At 71.8% G+C, this 21495-nt stretch carries 24 protein-coding genes; 10 read left to right on the top strand and 14 right to left on the bottom strand.

Translation table 11 applies throughout. From position 1 onward, the window contains the following. Positions 1 to 240: 240 nt before the first annotated feature. From ABEA43_RS38515 to ABEA43_RS38495, 5 genes are all read right to left on the bottom strand, one after another. Positions 241 to 975, bottom strand: a complete 735-nt coding sequence (locus ABEA43_RS38515) for an EI24 domain-containing protein (protein WP_345569855.1) — start codon at positions 973 to 975, stop codon at positions 241 to 243. A 10-nt stretch (positions 976 to 985) separates the two neighbouring features. Next, on the bottom strand, positions 986 to 1567 hold the full coding sequence (locus ABEA43_RS38510; RefSeq protein ID WP_345569853.1) for a Maf family protein: 582 nt from the start codon (positions 1565 to 1567) through the stop codon (positions 986 to 988). 16 nt (positions 1568 to 1583) lie between these two features. Further along, entirely contained in the window at positions 1584 to 2234 is a 651-nt protein-coding gene (locus tag ABEA43_RS38505; protein WP_345569852.1) for a DUF937 domain-containing protein, read from the bottom strand. Between the two features lie 69 nt (positions 2235 to 2303). Beyond that, on the bottom strand, positions 2304 to 4301 hold the full coding sequence (ftsH, locus tag ABEA43_RS38500) for an ATP-dependent zinc metalloprotease FtsH (RefSeq protein ID WP_345569850.1): 1998 nt from the start codon (positions 4299 to 4301) through the stop codon (positions 2304 to 2306). A 37-nt stretch (positions 4302 to 4338) separates the two neighbouring features. Then, positions 4339 to 5136 (bottom strand): hypothetical protein, encoded by a 798-nt coding sequence (locus ABEA43_RS38495; RefSeq protein WP_345569849.1) that lies wholly within the window; start codon positions 5134 to 5136, stop codon positions 4339 to 4341. 170 nt (positions 5137 to 5306) lie between these two features. On the opposite strand from ABEA43_RS38495, the gene ABEA43_RS38490 reads away from it, so the two are divergent. Next, positions 5307 to 6275 carry a DUF3616 domain-containing protein gene (locus ABEA43_RS38490; protein WP_345569848.1) on the top strand — a complete coding sequence of 323 codons (969 nt, stop codon included), beginning with the start codon at positions 5307 to 5309 and terminating at the stop codon, positions 6273 to 6275. A gap of 14 nt (positions 6276 to 6289) precedes the next feature. Here ABEA43_RS38490 and ABEA43_RS38485 read toward each other — a convergent pair whose 3' ends face one another. Continuing rightward, on the bottom strand, positions 6290 to 6949 hold the full coding sequence (locus ABEA43_RS38485) for a peptidyl-tRNA hydrolase (protein ID WP_345569847.1): 660 nt from the start codon (positions 6947 to 6949) through the stop codon (positions 6290 to 6292). Next, positions 6946 to 8211 carry an MFS transporter gene (locus tag ABEA43_RS38480; protein ID WP_345569845.1) on the bottom strand — a complete coding sequence of 422 codons (1266 nt, stop codon included), beginning with the start codon at positions 8209 to 8211 and terminating at the stop codon, positions 6946 to 6948. The genes ABEA43_RS38485 and ABEA43_RS38480 overlap by 4 nt, the downstream gene beginning before the upstream one ends. 71 nt (positions 8212 to 8282) lie before the next feature. On the opposite strand from ABEA43_RS38480, the gene ABEA43_RS38475 reads away from it, so the two are divergent. Both ABEA43_RS38475 and ABEA43_RS38470 read left to right on the top strand, forming a co-directional pair. After that, positions 8283 to 9233 carry a GlxA family transcriptional regulator gene (locus ABEA43_RS38475; protein ID WP_345569843.1) on the top strand — a complete coding sequence of 317 codons (951 nt, stop codon included), beginning with the start codon at positions 8283 to 8285 and terminating at the stop codon, positions 9231 to 9233. A gap of 108 nt (positions 9234 to 9341) precedes the next feature. Further along, the gene (locus ABEA43_RS38470) at positions 9342 to 10163 is read left to right on the top strand and encodes an SAM-dependent methyltransferase (RefSeq protein ID WP_345569842.1); all 822 of its coding nucleotides are present in this window, start codon (positions 9342 to 9344) and stop codon (positions 10161 to 10163) included. 39 nt (positions 10164 to 10202) lie between these two features. On the opposite strand, the gene ABEA43_RS38465 is transcribed toward ABEA43_RS38470, so the two are convergent. Both ABEA43_RS38465 and ABEA43_RS38460 read right to left on the bottom strand, forming a co-directional pair. After that, on the bottom strand, positions 10203 to 10967 hold the full coding sequence (locus tag ABEA43_RS38465) for a class II aldolase/adducin family protein (protein ID WP_345569840.1): 765 nt from the start codon (positions 10965 to 10967) through the stop codon (positions 10203 to 10205). Between the two features lie 35 nt (positions 10968 to 11002). Beyond that, positions 11003 to 11470: a hypothetical protein gene (locus ABEA43_RS38460; protein WP_345569838.1), complete on the bottom strand. Its 468-nt coding sequence runs from the start codon at positions 11468 to 11470 to the stop codon at positions 11003 to 11005. 38 nt (positions 11471 to 11508) lie between these two features. Here ABEA43_RS38460 and ABEA43_RS38455 point away from each other — a divergent pair, with 38 nt between their 5' ends. Beyond that, positions 11509 to 12123 (top strand): TetR/AcrR family transcriptional regulator, encoded by a 615-nt coding sequence (locus ABEA43_RS38455; RefSeq protein WP_345569836.1) that lies wholly within the window; start codon positions 11509 to 11511, stop codon positions 12121 to 12123. On the opposite strand, the gene ABEA43_RS38450 is transcribed toward ABEA43_RS38455, so the two are convergent. Beyond that, complete coding sequence (locus tag ABEA43_RS38450; RefSeq protein ID WP_345569834.1) at positions 12082 to 13551, bottom strand: FAD-dependent monooxygenase; 1470 nt, start codon at positions 13549 to 13551, stop codon at positions 12082 to 12084. The two genes, ABEA43_RS38455 and ABEA43_RS38450, sit on opposite strands and share 42 nt — an antisense overlap. 11 nt (positions 13552 to 13562) lie before the next feature. Further along, positions 13563 to 14174 carry a TetR/AcrR family transcriptional regulator gene (locus ABEA43_RS38445; RefSeq protein WP_345569832.1) on the bottom strand — a complete coding sequence of 204 codons (612 nt, stop codon included), beginning with the start codon at positions 14172 to 14174 and terminating at the stop codon, positions 13563 to 13565. A 97-nt stretch (positions 14175 to 14271) separates the two neighbouring features. Between ABEA43_RS38445 and ABEA43_RS38440 the strand changes: the two genes are divergently transcribed. The 5 genes from ABEA43_RS38440 to ABEA43_RS38420 all read left to right on the top strand — a co-directional run bounded on the left by ABEA43_RS38440 (position 14272) and on the right by ABEA43_RS38420 (position 18100). Continuing rightward, positions 14272 to 14850: a CGNR zinc finger domain-containing protein gene (locus tag ABEA43_RS38440; protein WP_345569830.1), complete on the top strand. Its 579-nt coding sequence runs from the start codon at positions 14272 to 14274 to the stop codon at positions 14848 to 14850. Between the two features lie 85 nt (positions 14851 to 14935). After that, positions 14936 to 15379, top strand: a complete 444-nt coding sequence (locus ABEA43_RS38435; RefSeq protein ID WP_345569828.1) for a VOC family protein — start codon at positions 14936 to 14938, stop codon at positions 15377 to 15379. Further along, positions 15379 to 16236, top strand: a complete 858-nt coding sequence (locus tag ABEA43_RS38430; RefSeq protein WP_345569827.1) for a pyridoxamine 5'-phosphate oxidase family protein — start codon at positions 15379 to 15381, stop codon at positions 16234 to 16236. Before ABEA43_RS38435 ends, ABEA43_RS38430 begins: the two co-directional genes overlap by 1 nt. A gap of 72 nt (positions 16237 to 16308) precedes the next feature. Further along, positions 16309 to 16803 carry a SigE family RNA polymerase sigma factor gene (locus ABEA43_RS38425; RefSeq protein WP_345569826.1) on the top strand — a complete coding sequence of 165 codons (495 nt, stop codon included), beginning with the start codon at positions 16309 to 16311 and terminating at the stop codon, positions 16801 to 16803. Further along, the gene (locus ABEA43_RS38420) at positions 16796 to 18100 is read left to right on the top strand and encodes a hypothetical protein (protein WP_345569825.1); all 1305 of its coding nucleotides are present in this window, start codon (positions 16796 to 16798) and stop codon (positions 18098 to 18100) included. The genes ABEA43_RS38425 and ABEA43_RS38420 overlap by 8 nt, the downstream gene beginning before the upstream one ends. A 1-nt stretch (position 18101) precedes the next feature. Here the strand turns inward: ABEA43_RS38420 and ABEA43_RS38415 are convergent, their stop codons facing one another. The 3 genes from ABEA43_RS38415 to ABEA43_RS38405 all read right to left on the bottom strand — a co-directional run bounded on the left by ABEA43_RS38415 (position 18102) and on the right by ABEA43_RS38405 (position 20133). Then, positions 18102 to 18995, bottom strand: a complete 894-nt coding sequence (locus ABEA43_RS38415; protein WP_345569823.1) for a GNAT family N-acetyltransferase — start codon at positions 18993 to 18995, stop codon at positions 18102 to 18104. A 43-nt stretch (positions 18996 to 19038) separates the two neighbouring features. Continuing rightward, the gene (locus ABEA43_RS38410; RefSeq protein WP_345569822.1) at positions 19039 to 19314 is read right to left on the bottom strand and encodes a hypothetical protein; all 276 of its coding nucleotides are present in this window, start codon (positions 19312 to 19314) and stop codon (positions 19039 to 19041) included. A 66-nt stretch (positions 19315 to 19380) separates the two neighbouring features. Then, complete coding sequence (locus ABEA43_RS38405; RefSeq protein WP_345569820.1) at positions 19381 to 20133, bottom strand: TioE family transcriptional regulator; 753 nt, start codon at positions 20131 to 20133, stop codon at positions 19381 to 19383. A 128-nt stretch (positions 20134 to 20261) separates the two neighbouring features. Here ABEA43_RS38405 and ABEA43_RS38400 point away from each other — a divergent pair, with 128 nt between their 5' ends. Next, positions 20262 to 21494 (top strand): erythromycin esterase family protein, encoded by a 1233-nt coding sequence (locus tag ABEA43_RS38400; RefSeq protein WP_345569818.1) that lies wholly within the window; start codon positions 20262 to 20264, stop codon positions 21492 to 21494. Position 21495: the final 1 nt, after the last annotated feature.

Raw genomic sequence — 21495 nt, 5'->3', positions numbered from 1 at the left:
GGGCGGGGCAGAAGCGCGGGGCACGGACGAAGCGAGGTCCGGATAAGACGCGGGACAGAGGCGCGGGGCACAGGCGGGCCCGGTGGAAGCGGGCCCGGTGGAGGCGGAGCAGGTGGAGGCGGAGCAGGTGGAGGCGCGGGGCATGGGCGGGCCAGATGAGGGCGGGGTGGAGACACCGGCGGGCCAGATGAGGGCGGGGTGGAGACACCGGCGGGCCGGATAGCGCCGGGCTAGGAGGGGTTATGGGGTGGGGGTCAGGCGCGTACGGACGAGGAGGGCGGCGCCCGCTACGGCGGCCGGCATGGCGAGAACCGCCACGAACGGCACCAGGAACAGCAGGAACACCACCACCCCGAACCCCAGCGCGCTGGCCTTGTTCGCGCGCAGCACCGCGAAGCGGGCCTTGCGCGCCAGGCCACGGCGTTCCATGGCGATGGTGGTGAGCTCCACCGTGAGGAAGAATCCGGACACGATGGCCCCCAGCACCGGCACCGCCGTCTGCCCGACCACCGGCACGAAGCCCAGGATGAACAGGGGGATCGTGAAGAGCAGCACGTAGAAGAGGGTGACCAGGCTGTCTCTGATCGACCGCGGCAGCGTACGCCACCACGGCTGCTCGTGCTCCGACGCCAGCGGGTCCACCGCCGCCGACAGCTTCTCGTAGAACGGCTCCCCGATCGCCAGCGTGAGCGCGGTGAACGTGAGCACCGCCAGCGCCAGCCCTCCGAGGAACAACGCGATCCCCACCAGCGTGCGGAACAGCTCACGCCAGCTCCACGAGTCCGCGAACGGCGTCAGGAACTCGGCCACATCAGTCGCGTTCGTGCCCAGGAAGATGAGCACCCCCACATAGACCGCGAACGCGACCAACGCGGGGATCAGCCCGAACATCCACCAGCGCCCGTTCTTGGCGACCCATCCCAACCCCTGGAAGAAGAAGCCGACGCCGGACGTGAAGTCGCGCACTGATCGCATGCCCGGCAGGCTAGCGCCAGAACGACGTGACCGCGTAGCCCAGCTCCGCGAACAGCTCGCGCAGCAGCGGCAGCGAGATGCCGAGCACGTTGCCGTGGTCGCCCTCGATGCCCTCCACGAACCATCCGCCGCGCCCCTCGATGCTGAACGCCCCCGCCAGGCCGAGCGGCTCGCCCGTGGCGACGTAGGCGGCGATCTCCGCCTCGGACGGCTGGCCGAAGTGCACCACCGTGGTCGCCACCTCCGCGACCTGCCGGCCCGCCGGCACGTCGATCACACAGTGACCGGTGACCAGACGCCCGGTGCGCCCCCGCAGGATGCGCCAGCGCTCCGCGGCCTCCTCGGTCGTGGCCGGCTTGCCGTAGGCCCGTCCGTCGAGCTCGAGGATCGAGTCGCAGCCGATGACCAGGCCCTCGTCGAGCCCGCTCGCCACCGCCTCGGCCTTGGCCTTGGCCAGCACCAGGCTGAGCGCCGCCGGACTGTGCGCGGAGAACGCCTCCTCGTCGACCCCGCTGACGATCACTTTGGGGTCGAGACCGGCGGTGCGCAGCGTGGCGAGGCGGGCGGGGGAGGCTGAGGCCAGAACGATCACTGCCCCAGCCTACCGGTCACCAGTCGGGGTTCGATGTCCCCGGTGCCACCTCGCGCTGGTCCGCCGCCTCCCGGCCGTCCGGGGTCCGGCGGGCGCCGGGGTCCGTGGCGGTCCCGCCGGCCGGATCGTACGGGCCGGCCTGCCGTGGCACGGCGCCGCCGAAGATGCTCCCGAGCAGCCCGCCGAGCAGGTCTTCCAGCCCACCTGGTACGGCCGACCGCTCGTTGTTGAGGTCGTCGGCCACGGCGCCCGCGTCCATTTTCCCGTTCGAGGCCCGGTTGGCGAGCAGCGACATGATCATGGGCGCGATCAGCGGCAGCAGCTTCATGATGGTCCCCGAGTTGATCCCGGCGAACTGCGACAGCCCGGCCGCCGCCTGCTCGGTCCCCTGACCGCCCAGCACGTGGCCGAGGATGCTGTGCCCGTCGCGGGTCAGCGAGGCCACGTCGCCGTTGAACGGGTCGGCGTCCACGTGGTCGTCCAGCGCCCCGCGCAGGGCGTCGGCGCCGTCCGGGTGCTCCACGTTGCGGGCCATGCCGCCGACGATGGTGCCCGACACGGCCTCGACCACGTTGCGGGCCGTAGCCGTGTCCGTGCCGAGCATCCCGGCGATCTGTTCCAGTCCTGAGTCTCCGAGCTGGGCGAGAAGCTCGTCATTCAGTGTCACGACAGTCCCCCGATCGTTCGGTCCCGAGAGACGTTCCCTGACCGAGATCGAGGCAATGCCCGTATTGTCCTAGTTTTCGGAAAAACCAGGAGCAGGCTCGTCCACCGGCGTCCCGGACGCGGCCGCGCCGTTGCCCGAGGCGACCGGCGCGGGGGTCAAGGGGGTCGAGGAGCGGCTCGGCACGCCGGCCGCCGCGTACGCCCCCGCCTCGTCGAGCGTCTCGTGCTCCAGCAGCGCCGCCACGATCCCGTCCAGCTTGCCCCGGTTGTCGGTGAGCACCCGGACCGCGCGCTCGTAGCACTCGTCCACGATCCGCCGCGCCTCCTCGTCCACGGTGGCGAGCGTGGCAGGGGAGGCCTGCGGCTGCTGGCCGTCGTTGGGCAGGATGGTCAGCGGGCCGACCTTCTCCGACATGCCCCAGCGCCCCACCATGCCACGGGCGATCATGGTGACCTGTTCGAGGTCGTTCTCGGCGCCGGTGGTGATGACGCCGAACACGACCTGCTCGGCCGCCATCCCGCCGAGCGCGCCGGTGATGCGCCCGCGCAGATATTCCTCGTCGTAGGCGTAGCGGTCGGTGTCGGGGGTGGACAGCGTGACGCCGAGCGCCCGGCCGCGCGGGATGATCGAGATCTTCCTGACCGGGTCGGCGCCCGGCTGGAGCATCCCGAGCAGCGCGTGCCCGGCCTCGTGGAAGGCGGTCCTGGTGCGCTCCTCCTCCGGCATCACGATGCTGCGGGCCGCGCCGAGCTGCAGCTTCTCCAGCGCGTCGGCGAAGTCGGCCATCGTGACCTTGTCCTTGCCGCGCTTGGCGGCGAGGAGCGCGGCCTCGTTGACGAGGTTCGCCAGGTCGGCGCCGGTCATGCCGGGGGTGGTCTTGGCGAGCTGGTCGAGGCTGACCTGGCCGTCCAGCGGCACGCTGCGCGTGTGCACCCGCAGGATCTCGGCGCGGCCGGCCGCGTCGGGCAGGCCCACCTGGACCGTACGGTCGAAGCGCCCGGGGCGCAGCAGCGCCGGGTCGAGGATCTCGGGACGGTTCGTGGCCCCGATGACGATCACGCCCTCGGCGCCGGAGAAGCCGTCCATCTCGGTGAGGATCTGGTTGAGCGTCTGCTCGCGCTCGTCATGGCCGCCGATGCCGCCCGCACCGCCGCGGGCCCGGCCGATGGCGTCGATCTCGTCGATGAACACGATCGACGGCGCCACCTTCCGCGCCTCCTCGAACAGGTCGCGCACGCGCGAGGCGCCCACACCGACGATCATCTCGATGAACTCGGAGGCGCTGGCGGAGAAGTACGGCACCTTGGCCTCGCCCGCGACCGCCCTGGCCAGCAGCGTCTTGCCGGTGCCGGGAGGACCCGCGAGCAGGACGCCCTTGGGCAGCTTCGCGCCGAGCCTGCGGTATTTGTCGGGGTCCTTGAGGTAGTCGACGATCTCGACGAGCTCGTTCTCGACCTCGTCGATGCCCGCCACGTCGTCGAACGTGACGCGCACCTTGGCCGCCTCGACCGGCTTGGCCGCCTTGGACTTGCCGAGACCGCCGAGCCCGCCGCCCATCATGCTGGCGCCACGCCGCATGATCCAGATCCACAGGCCGGCGAGCAGCAGCACGGGCAGCAGCGACAGCAGCAGGTTCGAGAAGAACCCGCGGGTGATCGGCTGCGAGGTGATCTCCACCTGGCCGGTGGCGAGCTGCTGGTCGAGCTGGTCGGTGTTGGCGAAGGCCGGGATCTCGGTCTGGAACCTGGTGTAGGACTCGTTGCTCTCCGGGTTTTTCCCGGCCGCGCGCAGGTCGCCCTCGACGGACAGGCCCTGGGCGTAGATCTCCTTGACGTTCTTCGCGCTCACCTGCTTGGTGAACTCGGTGTACGAGATCGTCTCGACGGATTCGCTGTCGACGAACGACGAGACCACGAAGAAGGCCGCGTACACGACGAGCAAGGTGACGACGAAGCGCCACCAGTTGATCTTGGGCCGTCCTCCGGGTGTCCCGGGCAGGCCCTCTGAGCGCCAGGGCGGCTTGCCCTTGCCCTTGTTCGAGGCCTGTGGCGGTCCAGAGCGTTCCACGGCGTCACTCCCCCACATCGCCGCATACATGATCTTTCTAGCCTAGAACACGCACCCCTGAGACCACGCGGCCAATGTCGCGCCACTGCTTCCTCTGCGAGTCAGGCACTGTGACGAACGCCAGACCAGGCTTGCTCATTCCCCCGTCCACCACCGCCACAGCAGCACGAGACGTATGTTTTCCGTATTTAGCGCGAAATACGAGCATCCAGCCGTCTTTGATGGGCTGGGAGGCCAGCCAGCTGATCTTGGCGCCTTTGGGGTGGTGGTTGAGGGTCCAGCGGGCGGCCAGCAGGGCCGTGTCGCGCGGCGACTCCTGCTCCATGATGGGGAGCGGGCAGGTGACGAAAACGCCCCGCAGGCTGGTGCCGCGCCGCTTGGGGAGCACCTGCTTGGTGGTGAACGGCGCCGCCCCGGACACCTTCCACGGCCGTCCGAGCTTCGGCACGGCCAGCCCCGAGCGCTCGTCCTTCACCACCCGCTTGCCGGGGGAGCGCAGGGCCATCCGCTTGACGCCGCGAGTGAGTTTGGGCACACGCGGGTCGGCGTACAGGGCCTCCATGGCCGTGTAGCCGGGGGCGAGCGTCGCGCCAGGCGACGGGACGGGCCGCTCGGCGGCGCCCGACACCGCGGCGGAAGGTGCGGTGGAGGGCGGCGTCTCGGTGAGGGAGGCGGCCGGCGTCGGTGCGGGACCGGACGAGGGCGGTGCGGCCGGCGGCGCGGTTACCGGCCCCGCCGCGACCTCGTCCGGCCCTGTCGGGAGCACCACGGCCAGCGCCACGGCCACGGCCGCGACACCGGCGACCGCGGTGAGCCCCCGATACACCACCCGCATCCGGATATCCCCGATGCGGGAGCGTCTGGGGGGAGAAGCAGGGGTTCCCGGCTTAGGTGCGGTTCTCACTTGGGAACCCTTGATCACATCTTCCCCATCGAGCACGACGGGAGCGTACGACATATCCCGCCATTGCGCCTATGAAGCTACCGAAGTGCAATCATGGCTCCGTGGAACAGGTTGAGCTGCGTTTCGACCAGGCATCACGCGCGTCACAGACCCACACGAACCTCTCGGCGATCCGGCAGAGCGCCGCCGGGTTGTGGGTGGCGGGCGATGAGACGGCGACCTTCGAGCATCTGACATGGACGGGCGACCACTTCGGTGCCCAGCGCACATTCCAGCTGGCCGGCTACATCGATCTTCCCGCGGGCCCCGTGGACGAGGCCGACATCGAAGGGCTGGCCAGGGCCGACGGCCATCTCTGGCTGGTCGGCTCGCACAGTCTCAAGCGCAAGAAGGCCAAGTCGAAGGACCCGGCGAAGGCCGCGGAGCGCCTGGCCACGGTGATCAGGGAGGAGAACCGCTTCATCCTGGCCCGCCTGCCGCTGGACCCCGTCACCGAGCTGCCGGGCCCTGGAACGGTCCTGTCCGGCCCGGAGAACATCGCCGCGCACCTGGGCGGCGACCCGCATCTCGCGCCGTTCCTGGCGCTGCCCGGCAAGGACAACGGCCTGGACATCGAGGGCATCGCCGTCACGCCCGACCGCGTCTACCTCGGCCTGCGCGGTCCGGTGCTGCGCGGCTGGGCCGTGGTGCTGGAGCTGCGGCTGGAGGAGGCGGGCAAGGGGCGGCTGCGGCTGCGGGAGCCGTACCGGAAGCATTTTCTGGATCTGGGCGGGCTGGGCGTGCGGGACCTGTGCCCGGACGGCGACGGGCTGCTGGTGCTGGCGGGGCCGACGATGGACCTCGACGGGCCGGTACGCCTGGTGCGCTGGCGGCCGGGACGCGGGCGGCACTCGGTCGTCGCGGAGGGCGAGCTGGACAAGGTGCTGGAGCTGCCCTACGGCGTGCGCTGCGACCATCCTGAAGGGGTGGCGCTGCTCGGCGACGGCCGGCTCATCGTCGTCTACGACAGCCCGTCGCCCGCCAGGATCACGCCGGCGGGCGGCGTCCTGGCCGACGTGTTCACCATCTGACGACGCGGCCCGGCTCAGGGCCTGGACACGCGGCCCTGGAGCCACGGCGCGTCCGCGACGAACGTGCACGAGCCCGGCTCGATCTCGGTGAACCCGGCGTCGCGCACCACGGGCAGCCCGGCGGCCACCATGGCGTCGAAGCCGTCCTGGGTCGCGGCCGTGCGCACCGACACCGCCAGGCCGCTCGCCCGCCAGGCCGCCCGCTCGCTCTCGCCGCTGGCCCACCACGCGAGCTGGGCGGCGTGCCCGGCCTGCGCCATGGCCTTGCCCGCCGACATCTCCAGCTTCGGGTTGCCCCACAGGACCGGCTGCACGGGCTCGGCCGGCGGCTCGGTGTCGGTCAGCTCGGTCCCCGACACCTGCAGCCGCGCCAGGTCCCTGGGCCAGTCGTCCAGGGGCACGGGCGGGTGTACGCGCACCTCGGCCGTACGGTGGCCGATTGTGCGGCCGGGCAGCGCGAGGGCTCTGCGCCACTCGGCGCCCCTCGCCCGGCGGACGACCTTGCGGATCTTGCCGGTGGACTGCCAGGCGTGCAGCTCGGCGGCCCACTCCCCCGGGTCGTCCAGCAGGCTCAGCACGGCCATGGCGGCGGCCTCCAGGGCGTCGGTGCGCTCGGGAGGTGCGGCTCTCTCGATCCTGACGACCAGGGGCAGGACATAAAGCTCGGCGTTCATCGCCCTCTAGCATGCCCGATGGCCAGAGACATGCCGGCGGCGAGGAGGCAGAGCGCGCCCGCGCCGTACCAGGCGAGGTCGTAGGCGCCCAGGTGGTCGCGGGTGAGCCCGGCGCCGATGGCGGCGATCGCGGCCCCGACCTGGTGCGAGCCGAACACCCAGCCGAACACCACGGCCCCGTCCGCCCCGTAGATCCGGCGGCACAGCGCCACGGTGGGCGGGACGGTGGCGACCCAGTCCAGGCCGTAGAAGACGATGAAGATGAGCATGCTGGGCTCGGTCGTCGCCGCGAACAGGCTGGGCAGCACCATCAGCGAGAGCCCGCGCAGCCCGTAGTAGACGCCGAGCAGCACCTTGGGGTCCATCTTGTCGCTGAGCCAGCCGGAGGCGATCGTGCCGGCGATGTCGAAGATCCCGATGACCGCCAGCAGCCCGGCCGCGACCGGCGCGGCCATGCCGTGGTCGTGCGCGGCGGGGATGAAGTGGGTGCCGACGAGCCCGTTCGTGCTGGCCCCGCAGATCGCGAAGCCGCCCGCGAGCAGCCAGAATGGCCGCGTCCGCGCCGCACGGCCGAGCACGGTGACCGCCCTGACCGCCGCGTTGACCTTGCTCGGCTCGGTACGGACCGCGCCAGGGTCCGCGCCGAGCGCCGTCGTGCCGATGTCCTCGGGCCGGTCGCGCAGCAGCCACCACACGAACGGCACCGTGGCCAGCGCCGCGGCGGCCACGGTCAGCGAGGCGAACCGCCATCCCGGCCCCTCCGCGAGCTGGGCGAGCACGGGCAGGAAGATGAGCTGCCCGGTGGCGCCGCCCGCGGTGAGCACGCCGGTGACCAGGCCGCGGTGCCGTACGAACCAGCGGTCCACCACCGTCGCGGCGAACACCAGCGCCATCGACCCCGTCCCGAGCCCCACCAGCACGCCCCAGAACAGCAGGAGCTGCCAGCTCGCCGTCATCAGCACGGTGAGCCCGCTCCCGGCGGCGATCAGCAGCAACGCGATCGCGACCACGCGGCGCATCCCGAAGCGGTCCATCAGGGCGGCGGCGAAGGGCGCGGTCAGGCCGTAGAGCACCAGGTTGATCGACACGGCCAGCGAGATCGTGCCGGTCGACCAGCCGAACTCGTCGTGGAGCGGCGTGATCAGCACGCCGGGGGTGGCGCGGAACCCGGCGGCGCCCAGGATCGCCACGAAGGCGACGGCGGCCACGAACCAGGCGCGGTGCAGCCCGCGGCGCGTCGGGGCGGGGGTGCTCACTGTCATGCGCCAATCCTGATTTATCCCCTTACAAGGTCACGAGTGGCCGGATAGCCAATATGTGAAAGAATCGGGCCATGGTGCATCGGATCGCGGTCGTGGTGCTCAACCACTTCGCCCCGCTCGACCTCGGCGTGCCCGGCCAGGTGTTCTGGGCGGCGGAGACGCCGGAGGGCGAGAAGCTGTACGAGGTGGTGACCTGTTCCGAGGGCCGCGTGCCGGTCCGCTGCACGGCGGGCTACAGCGTGCTGCCCGACCACGACCTCGACGTGCTCGACACGGCCGACACGGTTCTGGTCCCGGGCATCCATGCGGGCCGGGCGATGAAGGACGGGACGATCCCGGCCACGCTGCGCGACGCCCTCCAGGGCCGGCCGCGCACGATGTCGATCTGCACGGGCTCGTTCGTGCTGGCGGCCGCCGGGCTGCTCGACGGCCGCCCGGCCACCACGCACTGGCGGGAGGCGGCTCGGTTCGCCGCGCTGTTCCCGCAGGTGAAGCTGGATCCCGACGTGCTGTTCGTGGACGACGGCGACGTGCTGACCTCCGCGGGAGTGGCGGCGGGGATGGACCTGTGCCTGCACGTGATCAGGCGCGACCACGGCAGCGAGGTGGCCAACCGCGCCGCCCGCCGCTGCGTCATGCCGCCCTGGCGGGACGGCGGCCAGGCCCAGTACATCGACCGGCACCTCCCGTACGTCTCCGGCGGCGGCACCGCGGCCACCCGCGACTGGATGCTCTCCCACCTCGACACCCCGCTCGACCTGAACGCGCTGGCCGAGCACGCCAGGATGAGCGTGCGCACGTTCACCAGGCGGTTCAGGGAGGAGACCGGCGTGAGCCCGGCCAGGTGGCTCACGGGGCAGCGGGTCCAGCACGCCAGGCACCTGCTGGAGACCACCGACTTCGGGGTGGAGGAGGTGGCCAGGCGGGCCGGGTTCGGCACCGCGGTCTCGCTCCGCCAGCACCTGCACGCGGCGGTCGGGGTGGCGCCGCTGGCCTACCGCCACACGTTCCGCCGCGCCTGAAAGGCCCTCCGCCGCATACTCGGGTCCACTGGGCGCATGCGGACTTGTGGTCTTCGTCGGGTTTCCCCCTAGAATCTGGCGAAACGATCATAGGGAAAGGGTCGTCACATGGCCGAGACGGACCGCGTCCCCGCGGGGATCAACCCGAACGTGCCCAGCGTCGCCCGCATGTACGACTACTACCTCGGCGGCCGGGACAACTTCGCGTCCGACCGGGAAGCGGCCGAGAAGATGATCGAGATCGGCCGGCGGCTCGGCAACGACGCCCGCCAGATCGCCCGTGCCAACCGCGGCTTCCTCGGCCGGGCGGTGCGCCTGCTCGCCGAGGCCGGGGTGCGCCAGTTCATCGACATCGGCGCGGGCCTGCCCACCCAGGACAACGTCCACCAGGTCGCCCGCAGGCACGGCTCCGGCTCCCGCGTCGTCTACGTGGACAACGACCCGATCGTCCTCACGCACGCCCGCGCGCTGCTGGCCAGGGACACCGACGTGCTCGCCATGGAAGGCGATCTCAAGGACCCCGACGCGATCCTGGACGACCCGCGCGTCGCGGAGCATCTGGACTTCAGCGAGCCGTACGCGATCCTGCTCGTGGCGGTGCTGCACTTCGTCCCGGACGGCGAGGAGGCCGCCGCCATAGCGGCCCGCGTCCGGGCGCGGCTGCGGCCCGGCGGCTATCTGGTGCTGTCGCACCTGTACGCGGGCAACGCGACTGAGGACGCCACCATCAAGGGCAAACAGGTCTACTCAGGCACCACGACGGGCGGCGTGGCCGGCCGCGGATACGACGAGATCGTCTCCTACTTCGACGGCCTGCACCTGCTCGGCCCCGGCGTCGTCCCGGTCGCGAGCTGGACGCCCGACGCCGACCCCAAGGGGTCCTACGACTACGTCAAGTCAGGCATCCTCGCCGGAGTCGGCCGGGTCTGAGCAACAGCCCGGCCGAATCCGAGTCTGAGTCCGAGCGCGCTATTCGAAGAGGTCAGGCTGCTCCCGCACGATCTGGTCGTGCAGCGGCTGGTAGTTGATCCACCCGACCAGGTCGTTGCCGATCTGCTGGTGCGTGAGCGCGGCGTTGCCCGGCTCGATGGGCACGACCTGCCCCGCCGCCTTGGCCACGAGCTGGACCTGTGCCGAGCGCTCCATCGTGATGAACCACCAGGCGGCCGCGTCCACGGTGTCGCCGACCGTCAGCAGGCCGTGGTTGCGCAGCACGACGGCCTTGTTGCCGCCCAGCGCCGCGGCGATCCGCTTGCCCTCCTCCAGGTCGGTCACCACCCCGGTGTAGTCGTCGAACAGCCCGTTGTCCTGGTAGAACGCGCAAGCGTCCTGGGTGATGGGCTCGATGACCTGGCCCAGCGCCGACAGCGCGCGACCGTAGACGGAGTGGCTGTGCGCGGCGGCGACCACGCCCGGCCTGGCCTGGTGCACCTGGGAGTGGATGGCGAACGCCGCCTCGTTGACCGGATAGCGGCCCTCGACGACCTGGCCCGCGTGGTCGACCAGGATCAGGTCGCTGACCCGGACGTGCTTGAACGACATGCCGAACGGGTTGACCCAGAAGTGGTCGCTCAGCTCGGGGTCGCGGGCGGTGATGTGCCCGGCCACCCCCTCCTCGAAGCCCAGCTTGCCGAAGACGCGCAGCGCCGCGGCCAGCCGCTCCTTGCGGTGCCGCCGCTCCTCCTCCACCGTCTCGAACGTCGGCGGCAGACGGAAGATGAGATTCTCCGGCATGGCACTCCCTCCAGAACAGGATTCTGCTGTGCAGGCTAACGCCTGCCGGGCGCGAACGGCGCGCCTGCCGCGCGCGATCTGAGCACGATCACCAGCGCCTCGCCGAGCAGGCCGACGCCGATCGACAGCGGCATGGACCTGGCCTCGGCGTGCATGCCGGTCGCGACCGCCAGCGCCCCTACGCCGAAGCTGATCACGAAGGTGACCGCCCAGACCACGAGCGTCTTCCAGGTGTAGCGCTGCCACAGGACCCCGTCCCGCTGGTACACGACGGTCGTGCCGGCCCTGACGGCACCGAAGACCACGCCGAGCACGGCGGTGACGACGATCCAGCCGAGGTCCAGTGCGGACAGGCCGATCTGGGCCAGGTCGTGGATGCCGATCCCGGCCAGGATGAGCGGCGGCACGTAGACGTCCTTGGCGATGAGCGGCTGGCCCGCCAGGCGCCTGGCCACGACGTAGACGACCGCGCCGACGATGAGCAGTATTTGTAGCACGTCCATGCTAAATAAATTAGCAGGGTCATGCTATAAAGGACAACATGCCAAAGGTGGTCGATCCGGAGACCCGCAGGGACGAGGTCGTGGACGCGGTGTTCCGCGTCGTCCGGCGGGCGGGCTTCGAGCAGGCGTCCCTGCGCAACGTGGCGGACGAGGCGGGGCTGGCGATCGGCTCGGTCCGGCACTATTTCGCCGGGCACACCGATCTGATGGTGTTCGCGATGCGCGCCTCGCTCGACCGGGTCGGCGCCCGGCTCCAGGAGCGGGTCGGCCCGTTGCTGGCCGCCGAGGACCCCGCCGTCCGGGCCGAAGGCGTCGAGTCGATGCTGGCCGAGCTGCTGCCCCTGGACGAGCGGCGGCGGGACGAGGCGACGGTCTGGCTGGCGTTCACCACCGCCGCGCGCACGCGTCCCGAGCTCCAGCCGCTGGCGCGCGAGGCGTACGACGGGATGCGCGCCCTGGTCAGGCGGATCGTGGACGGCGTGACCAGGCACCGGCGGCTCAGCGCCGAGCCCGGGGTGGAGACCGAGCGGCTGTGCGCGCTGATCGACGGGCTCACCGTCGAAGGCGTGCTCCACCCCGACAGGATGACGCCGGAGCTGATGACCGCGGCGCTACGCCGGCATCTCGAGACTCTCGCAGAACCACGTCTCTAGCGCCTGCTCCAGCGACTTGTCCGGCGTGCTGCCCGCCCAGGCCACGTAGCCGTCGGGGCGTACGAGCACGCAGTCGGGCCCTTCGGAGCGCACCACGTCCACGCGGCCGTGCCGGACGCGCAGCCCGCCCGTCGCGTCGAGCAGCATCGGCCTGGCCCTGGCGGCGGGTCCGGCGGGAAGCTCGGCCAGGAAGCGGCCGAGCAGGGGGTGCGGCGGCGCGGACATCGGGTACGGCAGGTCGGATCCGGCCATGAGCGCGGCGATCCGGCGCCGGGTGGCCTCGTCGCCCAGCAACTCCCCGAAAAGCTCGCGCAGGGCGGTGACCGCGGGCCCGGGAGCGCTCAGCGCGAGCTGGGCCTGGGTGTGCATGGCGACCCGCAACGCGGCCGGCCGGCGCTCGGCGTCATAGGTGTCGAGCAGCCAGGGCGGCGCCCATCCGCGCAGCTCGGCGGCCAGCTTCCAGGCCAGGTTGACCGCGTCCTGCAGCCCCAGGTTGAGCCCGGGGGCGCCCATGGCGGAGTGGACGTGCGCGGCGTCTCCCGCGACGAACACCCTGCCCGCGCGATAGTTCGCGGCGACCCTGGTCTCACGGCCGTCCAGCCGTCTCAGCATGTGCGGGCCTGGACCGACCGGCGGGCCGAGCGGCACCTTCTTGCCGTAGACGCGGGCGAGGCTCTCGCTCAGCTCCTCGATGGTCATCGGCACGTCCTCGCCCGGCGCCGGCGCGTCCCACTCGGTCGCTCCGACCGTCAGCACCCCCGGCGCGACCGGCAGCATCGCGTACGCGCCCCGCTCGGTCCTGTGCCAGGCGTAGAGCCCGAACGTCCCCACGCCCGGCACCTCCATCTCGGCCCGCTCGGTCGAGATCACCGCGCCCGGCACGGTGACGTGGGCGGTGCGGCTCACGATGTCGGCCGAGCTGACGCCGGGGAAGCCGATGCCCGCGCGCTTCCTGACCAGGCTGTGCGCGCCGTCGCAGCCGACCAGGTAGCGGGTGCGCAGCCGGTAGGGCCCTTCGGGACCGGTCAGCTCCAGCGAGACGCCGTCGGCGTCCTGCGTGAAGCCCGTGAGCTCGTGCCCGCGCCTGATCTCCACGCCCAGCTCCAGCGCCCGCGTCTCGAACAGCTCCTCCAGAGCCGGCTGCTTGATCCCCATCGCGTAGAGCGGGTTGGCGTCCAGCTCGACCAGGTCCAGTGTCATCGCGCCGAACATGAACACGGGCACCGGCACGTCCTGGTCCGACAGCCCGCGCTGGTGCAGCAGCCGGACGACCTGGCCGACGATCCCGTTGGCCTTGGGCTGGTCGCTGCGCCGCGGCAGGCGTTCGACCACGATCGGCCGGACTCCGGCCAGGCTCAGCTCGCGGGCCAGCAGCAGGCCGTTGGGGCCGCCGCCGGCGATGACGACATCGACGAGGGGGTGGTCCATGAGGCTTCTCCTCAGATGGAAGGGGCGGGCAGTCCCGCGGCCAGCGCGCGCAGGGACTCGCGCAGGAGCGGCACGAGCGGGACCGGTGGATCGGAGCGCATCCAGTGGCCGACCGCAGCCTGCACAGCGGCCGTGGCGGTGACGGTGACCAGAGAGGGGTAGAGGTCCCGGGCGGCGTCGGTGCCGGAGCGCTCGGCGACGGCCGCGACCAGCTCGCCCTCCGCCACGAACGCCACCCGCAGCGACTCGGCCCGCAGGGCGGGCTCCTCGCCCAGCATCCGGATGCCGGCCAGCAGCTCCGGGTCGGGAGCCCGGTCGCCCGTGCGGGCGTGCTGCTCCCACGGCGCCACCATGGCCTCCGTCAGGGCCTCCCAGAAGGGCTCGCCCGGAGGCCGGGCCCGCAGCGCCGCGGCGGTGCCCATGATGCGGTCGGTGTGGCGGGCGGCGATCGCCTCGTACTTGCTGGCGAAATAGTTGTTGAACGTCCTGGGCGAGACCCCGACCTCGGCGGCGATGTCCTCGACCCGGACGTTTTCCAGCCCGTGCCGCAGGGCCAGCCGGAGCGCGGCCGTCATCAGCGCCTCGCGCGTGGCCTGCTTCTTCCGCTCCCTCAGCCCGCTCATGGGTTCAGCGTACAAGAAATTGCGGACTCCGCAAGTTTTCGTGGTCCGCAATTTTTTCTCAACGGTTACGGGGGCACGCAGGCGTTAGATTGAGGAGATGTCCTTCCTGATCCTGGAGTACGTCAGCACGGTCAGGGCCGATCGGTCCGGGCTGATCGACACTCTGTCCGACGCCGGCGGCCTGACGGACTGGGCCGGGAAGCACGCGGCCGAGCTCGGCCTGGACCCCGGATTCAGGGCCACCGAGGAGTCACGGCGGGAGACGGTGCGCCTGCGCCAGGCCGTGCGCGCGCTGTTCGCCAGGGCCGTGGCCCCCGGGCCGCCGAGCCGGGCGGACGCCGGCGCCCTGCCGGGCTTCGAGGAGGCGCTGGCGCAGGTCAACGCCGACGCCTTGGCGGCGCCCACCGCACCCCGCCTGTCCTGGGACGGGGACGGCGAGCCCGGACTGCACACCGTGGTCGCCGTGCCGACCGACGCGTCCGTACGGCTGCGCGCCCGGCTCGCCGCCGCGGCCATGGAGCTCCTCGCCGGCCCCGACCGGACTCTCTTGCGCACCTGCCAGGCGCCGCGCTGCGTGCTCTATTTCATCAAGGAACACCCACGTCAGGAGTGGTGCTCAACGGCCTGCGGGAACCGCGCCCGGGCGGCCAGACACTACCGGGAGCACAAGAAGTGACCTCTTTCTAACGCCAAAGACTCCAGTTTGCCGTTATATTGCTTCTAACGGCTGATCTGCCGTGCATGCGTTAGAGGAGTGTGGGATGACCTTCCAGACCGGGCACATCGGACTCAACGTCACCGATCTCGGCAAGTCCACGGAGTTCTACCGGCGCGTCTTCGGGTTCACCGTCACGGGCGAGTCGCAGGAGGAGGGCCGGAGGTACGCGTTCCTGACGCAGGATGGCGCGCTGGTGCTGACGCTCTGGCAGCAGAGCGAGGGCCGCTTCGCCACCGCCCTGCCCGGACTGCACCATCTGTCGTTCCAGGTGGCCGACCTGGAAGCGGTACGGCGGGCGGAGGCCGTCGTCAGGGAGATCGGCGCGACCCTGCACCACGACGGCGTCGTGCCGCACGGCGAGGGCGCCACCTCGGGCGGCGTGTTCTTCGAGGACCCCGACGGCATCCGGCTGGAGATCTTCGCCCCGGACGGCGCCGGCGACCGTTCCGCGCCCACCTCGGGTGCGCCGACCTGCGGATTCTTCTAATGAGACATCCGGGCGAGGTCGCCGTGCAGCGGCGGGCGGGCGTGCGGGCGGCGGACCTCGGCAGCTCGCGCACCCGGCCGGAGATCCCCGAGGTGGCGGCCGAGTTCCTGCGCCGGCAGCACCTGCTGGCGGCGGGGGCCGCCGACGATCTGGGGCGGGTCTGGGCGGGGCTGCTCACCGGGCCGGTGGGGTTCGCCGCGCCGCAGGACGACCGCACGATCGTGATCTCCGCGCTGCCCGCGGAGCACGATCCGCTGCACGGGCTGTTCGTGGCGGAACGCGACATCGGCCTGCTGGCCATCGAGCCGCACACGCGGCGCAGGATGCGCGTGAACGGCACCGCCGTACAGGCTGGTGAGAGCTTGGTGGTGTGGACGGAGCAGGTCTACGCCAACTGCCCGAAGTACATCCAGACCCGCGAGCCCACCTCGGCCCCCGGCACGCCCGCCGGGCTGGGACGGGGCACCGCGCTGACGGACCGGCACATCGCGTGGATCGAGGAGGCGGACACGTTCTTCATCGCCACGCGCGCCGAGGGGCTGGGCGCCGACGTGTCGCACCGGGGCGGCAACCCCGGGTTCGTCCAGGTCACGGGGCCCGGCTCGCTGGTGTTCCCCGACTACACCGGCAACTCGATGTACATGACCCTGGGGAACCTGGAGCTCGACCCGGCGGCCGGGCTGCTCTTCGCCGACTGGGAGCGCGGGGAGACGCTGCAGCTCACCGGGCGGGCCCACGTGGAGTGGGGGGAGCAGCGGGTGGTGCGGTTCGAGGTGGACGAGTACGCGCACCTCGCCGGGACCGTGTCCGCCGGCTGGACCCCGCCCGGCTACCACCGCTTCAACCCCGCCGTGTAGAGCGCCGCATCGTTTTCCAGCCGTCGCTCAACCATCCCGCGAGTTCCTGTGTCCTTGGGGGCGGAGGTGCGAGTGAACGACCCGACGTTCGAGAGTTTCGCGGAGCAGCGGCTACCGGCGCTCTACCGCTACGCCATGGTCCTGACCCACAACCGGCACGACGCCGAGGATCTGGTGCAGGAGGCGCTCACCCGTACCGGTCTGCGCTGGCACGCGATCAGGCGCAAGGACGACCCGGAGGGGTACGTCCGCACGGCCATGGTCCGGATCATGGCCAACCGCTGGCGGCGGCCGAAACGCGAGGTGTTCGTGGCCAGTCCCCCGGAGCCCGCGGCGGCGGACCTGGGCCTGGAACGTCTGCTGCACGACGCCGACGTCCGGTCCAGGATCGCCACGCTGCCGCCGCGCATGCGGGCCGTGCTGGTGCTGCGTTACGTCGAGGAACGCAGCGACGAGGAGATCGCCCGGCTGCTCGGCTGCAGCCGCGGGACCGTCAAGAGCCAGGCGTCGCGGGGGCTCGCCCGGCTGCGTGAAGCCGTTCGTCACGAGGAGGTCGAGCATGGATGACCTGGAGCGCCGTCTCGGTGCGCTGCTGAGCGAGCCGTCCGAGGGCGATCCGCCACCGGACCTCGCCGGGCGGATCCACCGGGCCGTGGCCACCCGCCGCAGGAACCGCCGCGCGATCGGACTGGCCGCCGCGGCCTGCGCGACGGCGGTCGTGGTGGCGGTGCCGCTGGCCGTACGGGCGGGGAACGGCGACGCCGCCACGACGGCCGGCCTGACCCCCACGACCTCGCCCAGCGGCATCGCGACAGATCCGGCCACCGAATTGGCGGAACTGCCGACGCCGACCACCGCGCCTACCACCGCGCCGACCACTGGGCCGACCACCGGGCCCAGCACCGCCCAGCCGACCGCGACCATCACCCTGACGCCCGACCAGTACGGGACGTCCGTCGGCACGCGGTTCGAGCAGTCCCTGCGCGCCCTCATGACCGTGACGGACATCGTGGAGATCGAACCGCGCACCGCCTCCGGCGAGCCGTTCGTCCCGGCCGCGCTGAGCAGCGACGGCACGGTCCTGGGCCGTACGCCCAGCGGCAAGGTGGCCGAGGCCGGCCCGACCGGCGGCGCCCCCGAGGAGCTCGGCATCTCGGCGCGGTCGGGGCTGGGGTCGGACCCGGCGTTCCGTACGTGGATCGAGCGGAAAGGCAAGGAGGCCGACCAGCGCTGCCGCACGGCGGACGGGACCACGCACACGGTCAGCCCGCAGGGCGCCGACCCCAAGGCTCCCGTGTGGGTGGACGGCGGCGTGATCGTCGGCAGCGACGTCATGCGGCAGGCCTGGATGGCCAAGGCCTGCACGGGCGTCGGCACGGTCATCAGAACGGGAAGCCTGCTGATCGGGGATGCGGTGGCGTTCTCCTACCCCTATCTGTTCGCCGTGGAGCCGTCGAACGCCAAGGTGCTGCGCGTGATCGACGTCGAGCGAGGATCGGTGGCGGCCGAACATCCGCTTCCTGAAGGGGTTGTGACGCACACGATGGATCAGCCGGACCAGAAGTGGTACGCGGCGGCGTCCGGGCAGAGGTTCGCCTGGGTGGCCGGCGGCGTGCTGCGATGGGTGCCCAAGGAGGCCTGGCAGCCGGTGTCGACCTTGGGAGGCGTCCCGTCTCCGGACAAGGGCGTCACACCGTGGCTGACGATGGGCAACCGGCTCATCACCTACAACACCGGGCAGCTGTCGATCCTCTCCGATCCGGTGACCGGACAGCAGCGCAAGAACCCGGGCGTCATGCTCGCGGCGGGCGACTGGCTGCTCTGGAAGCACGACGACGGCTACCGCCTGGCCAAGGTGCAATGAGCTAGCCCTCGCGGAGCAGGCGCTTCTCGAACCAGTGGTGCGCGTACGGCTCGTCGCTGAACGCCGCCACCTCCTGGTAGCCGGCCGCCCGGTAGAGGGCGATGGCCTCGGTGAGCGCCCTGTTCGTCTCCAGCCGCAGCGTACGCACGCCCGACCCGGCCGCCCGCGCCTCTGCCTCGGCGAGCAACCGCCGCCCCAGCCCGAGGCCGCGGACGGCCGGGTCCACCCACATCCGCTTGATCTTCGCGACCGCGTCGCCGCGGTGCAGTTTCAGCGCCACGCACCCCACGGGCTCGGCCTGGAGCACGGCGACCAGCAGCAGCCCGGCGGGCGGGCGGAGCTCCTGGTCCGCGGCGGGGCTGTGGGCCGGATCGAAGCCGCCCTCGAACCGGCCGGCCAGCTCGGCGGCGTAGGCCCTGATGCAGTGCCTGGCGCTGGGGTGGCGCGGGTCGAGGGCGTCGATCGTGACCATGGAGGCGAGCAGCAGGCGTTCGACCTCGGACATGGCGGTCATCAGCCGCTCGCGCTGGCGGCCGGACAGCGGCTGGAGCATCGACGCGGCCACCTCGTCGGACCTGCGGTCCAGCTCCTCGCACTCGGCGCTGCCCGCCGGGGTGAGCCGGGCCGTGCGCACCCTGCCGTCGGGGCCGCCGCCGTCCACGACGATCAGTCCGTCGGACTCCAGCGACCGCAGCAGCCTGCTCAGATATCCCGAGTCGAGCTCCAGCCGGGCCCGCAGCGCGCGGACCTCGCTGCCTGCCGCGCCGATCTCCCAGAGCACCCGTGCCTGCCCGAGCGGCCGGTCCCTGGCCAGGAACCGGTCGTTGAGCACGCCGATCCGCTGCGTCACGGTCCGCTGGAAGCGTCGGACCCGCTCGATCTCCTTGGCGTCCATTAGCTGACCTTAGTCAGACAATGGACGCCAAGGCCAGTCCCCTTCACAGCAACGGATCCGCGACCGGGACCATGCTGTAGTCCTCGCCGGCCACCGGTCTGATGTCCTGCCAGTGCACCCAGTGCGCGCCGCCCTGGTGCTCCGCGCGCTCCCCCGCGTGCCGCGTCCGCGGTGGCCACAGCAGAAACCCCCACCGCGCGCCCGCCGCGTCGTCACCCCAGGCCAGCAGGTAGCGCGCCTCGCCGGCGCGGATCGCCGCGGCGTGCTCCACGATGGGCGGCCGCCAGAGCTCGGGCAGTTCCTCAGGGTTGAGTTCCATGTTTCTATTATACGAACGCGAGTTCGAGTACGCCAGGAGACGCGCCAGACCCGCCGCAACAGGCCTTCAGCGCCGGGCCTTCAGATAGGCGTCGAGTTCGGTGGCGCCGGCCAGCATGGCCAGCCCGCGCGCGGACAGCCGGCCGCGCCATTCGTCCATGGCGCCCTCCAGCGGCTCCAGCCCGCCCGCCGCCCGCACCTGGCCGAGCAGCACGGCGATCTGCTCCAGCAGGTGGCCGGCCCGCCTGAGCTGGTGAGCCAGCCGCGCGTCCCGCACGTCGGCGGCCGAGTAGACCCGGTAACCGGTCTTGGGGTCCCGCCGCGGATGCAGCAACCCGGCCCGCTCCCATTTTCGCAGGGTCGCCGGCCGGATCCCCAGCGTCCTGGCCAGCGGGCCGACGAAAGTGCCACCCGGCTCGCCGGAACCGGGTACCGCCCCACCCGGCCCGGCGGAACCGGGCGCGTCCCTGTCCGGCTCCGGCGGCGGCGCCAGGTCGCGCAGGGCCTGCCGCACGGTCGCAAGCGTCCTGCGGTCCTCCAGGAGCTGCGCGTGGCTCTCGTCGATCAGCTTCAGCGCCTCCTCGACCGCGTCCCGGTGCACCGCCTGCATGATCGACGTCGCCGTCGGATGCCCGTGCGCCGGGATCAGGGCGGCGAACGCGCGCAAAGCTTGCGCGTGCAGTCTCGTGTAGGCCCGATAACCGTGCGGGCTGCGCTCGGCCATCGGCAGGATTCCGGCCTGCTCGTAGTTGCGTACGGCCTGCGTGGACAACCCGTGCTCGCGAGCCAGATCCACCGGCCGCAGTCGGTCACCGGGCATAGGACTGCTGCCTCCAGGTTGAGGGTTACGGCCAGAAGCGACGCTCCGACGCCGCCGAAGTCTACACAGAAGGTTCAACGATACGGTTGAAGGCACAGGTCCTGGCGCCGAAGAGAGCAGGAGCCCCCATGCCCGCCACCCCACCGTTCGAGGACGCCGCCCTCCCCCTGTCCGGCGATCCGGGCGCGGCGATCTCGCGGCTGCTCCGTGCGCTCCCCGCCCGCCCCCGCCTGCTCGGCCTGGGCGAGGCCATGCACGGCGAAGGTTCGCTGGAGGAGCTGCGCAACCAGATCTTCCGCCACCTGGTGGAGCACGAGGGCTACCGGTCGTTCGCGCTGGAGAGCGACTGTCTCTCCGGCCTGATCGTCGACGAGTACGTGACCGAGGGCAAGGGCACCCTCGACGACGTCATGCGGGGCGGCTTCAGCCACGGCTTCGGCGAGTCGCCGGCCAACCGCGACCTCGTACGCTGGATGCGCGAGCACAACAGCGCCCGCCCCGCAGCCGAGCGGCTGCGGTTCTTCGGCTTCGACGCGCCGCTGGAGATGATGAGCGCCGCCAGCCCGCGCCAGGCGCTCACCGCGCTCCACGGCTACCTCGCCCCCCACGTGGCCGCGAGCCTGCTCCCCTGCACCGCGGACACCCTCGGCGAGCTGCTCGGCCCCGACGAGCCCTGGACCGACACCGACGCGGCCATGAACCCCGCCAAGTCCGTCGGCGCCTCCCCCGAGGCCGTCCGGCTGCGCCTCATCGCCGACGAGCTCCAGTCCCTGCTCGCGGCCGAGTCACCGAGCCTGGTCCGCGCCACCTCGCGGGAGGCGTGGTGGCGGACGAACCTGTACGCGCGCACCGCCACCGGCCTGCTGCGCTACCACGCGGGCATGGCCGAGCCGTCGCCCACCCGCGTGTCCAGACTCCTGGGCGTACGCGACACGATGATGGCCGACAACCTCAGCGCCATCGCGGCGCCGGCGCTCGTGTACGCCGGGAACGGGCACCTGCAGCGCCACAAGACCAAGTGGCAGCTGCTCGACCTGGCCCTGGAGTGGTGGAGCGCCGGGGCGATCATGGACGTCCGGCTGGGCGACCGGTACGCGTTCGTCGCCTCGGCCCTGGGCGCCGTGCCGCACCAGGGGCTCGGCGCTCCGGACGCGGACACCATCGAAGGCGTCCTGGCCACGCTCCCCGGCGACGCCTACGTCATCGACTCGCGAGCGCTGACCGCCGCTCACGCGGACACGCTCGCCGGCCTGGTCCCGCGCACCGAGACGGCGGCCAACCACGGCTATTTCGCGCTCGACCCCGGCCGGCTGGACACGACCGACGGCCTCCTGTTCGTCAAGGAGGTCCGGGCGAGCTGAC

The organism is Nonomuraea rosea (assembly GCF_039539705.1).
GTDB lineage: Bacteria > Actinomycetota > Actinomycetes > Streptosporangiales > Streptosporangiaceae > Nonomuraea > Nonomuraea rosea.
The sequence above is the reverse complement of the archived record's forward strand: the minus strand, read 5'-3'. Positions and strand labels throughout refer to the sequence as shown.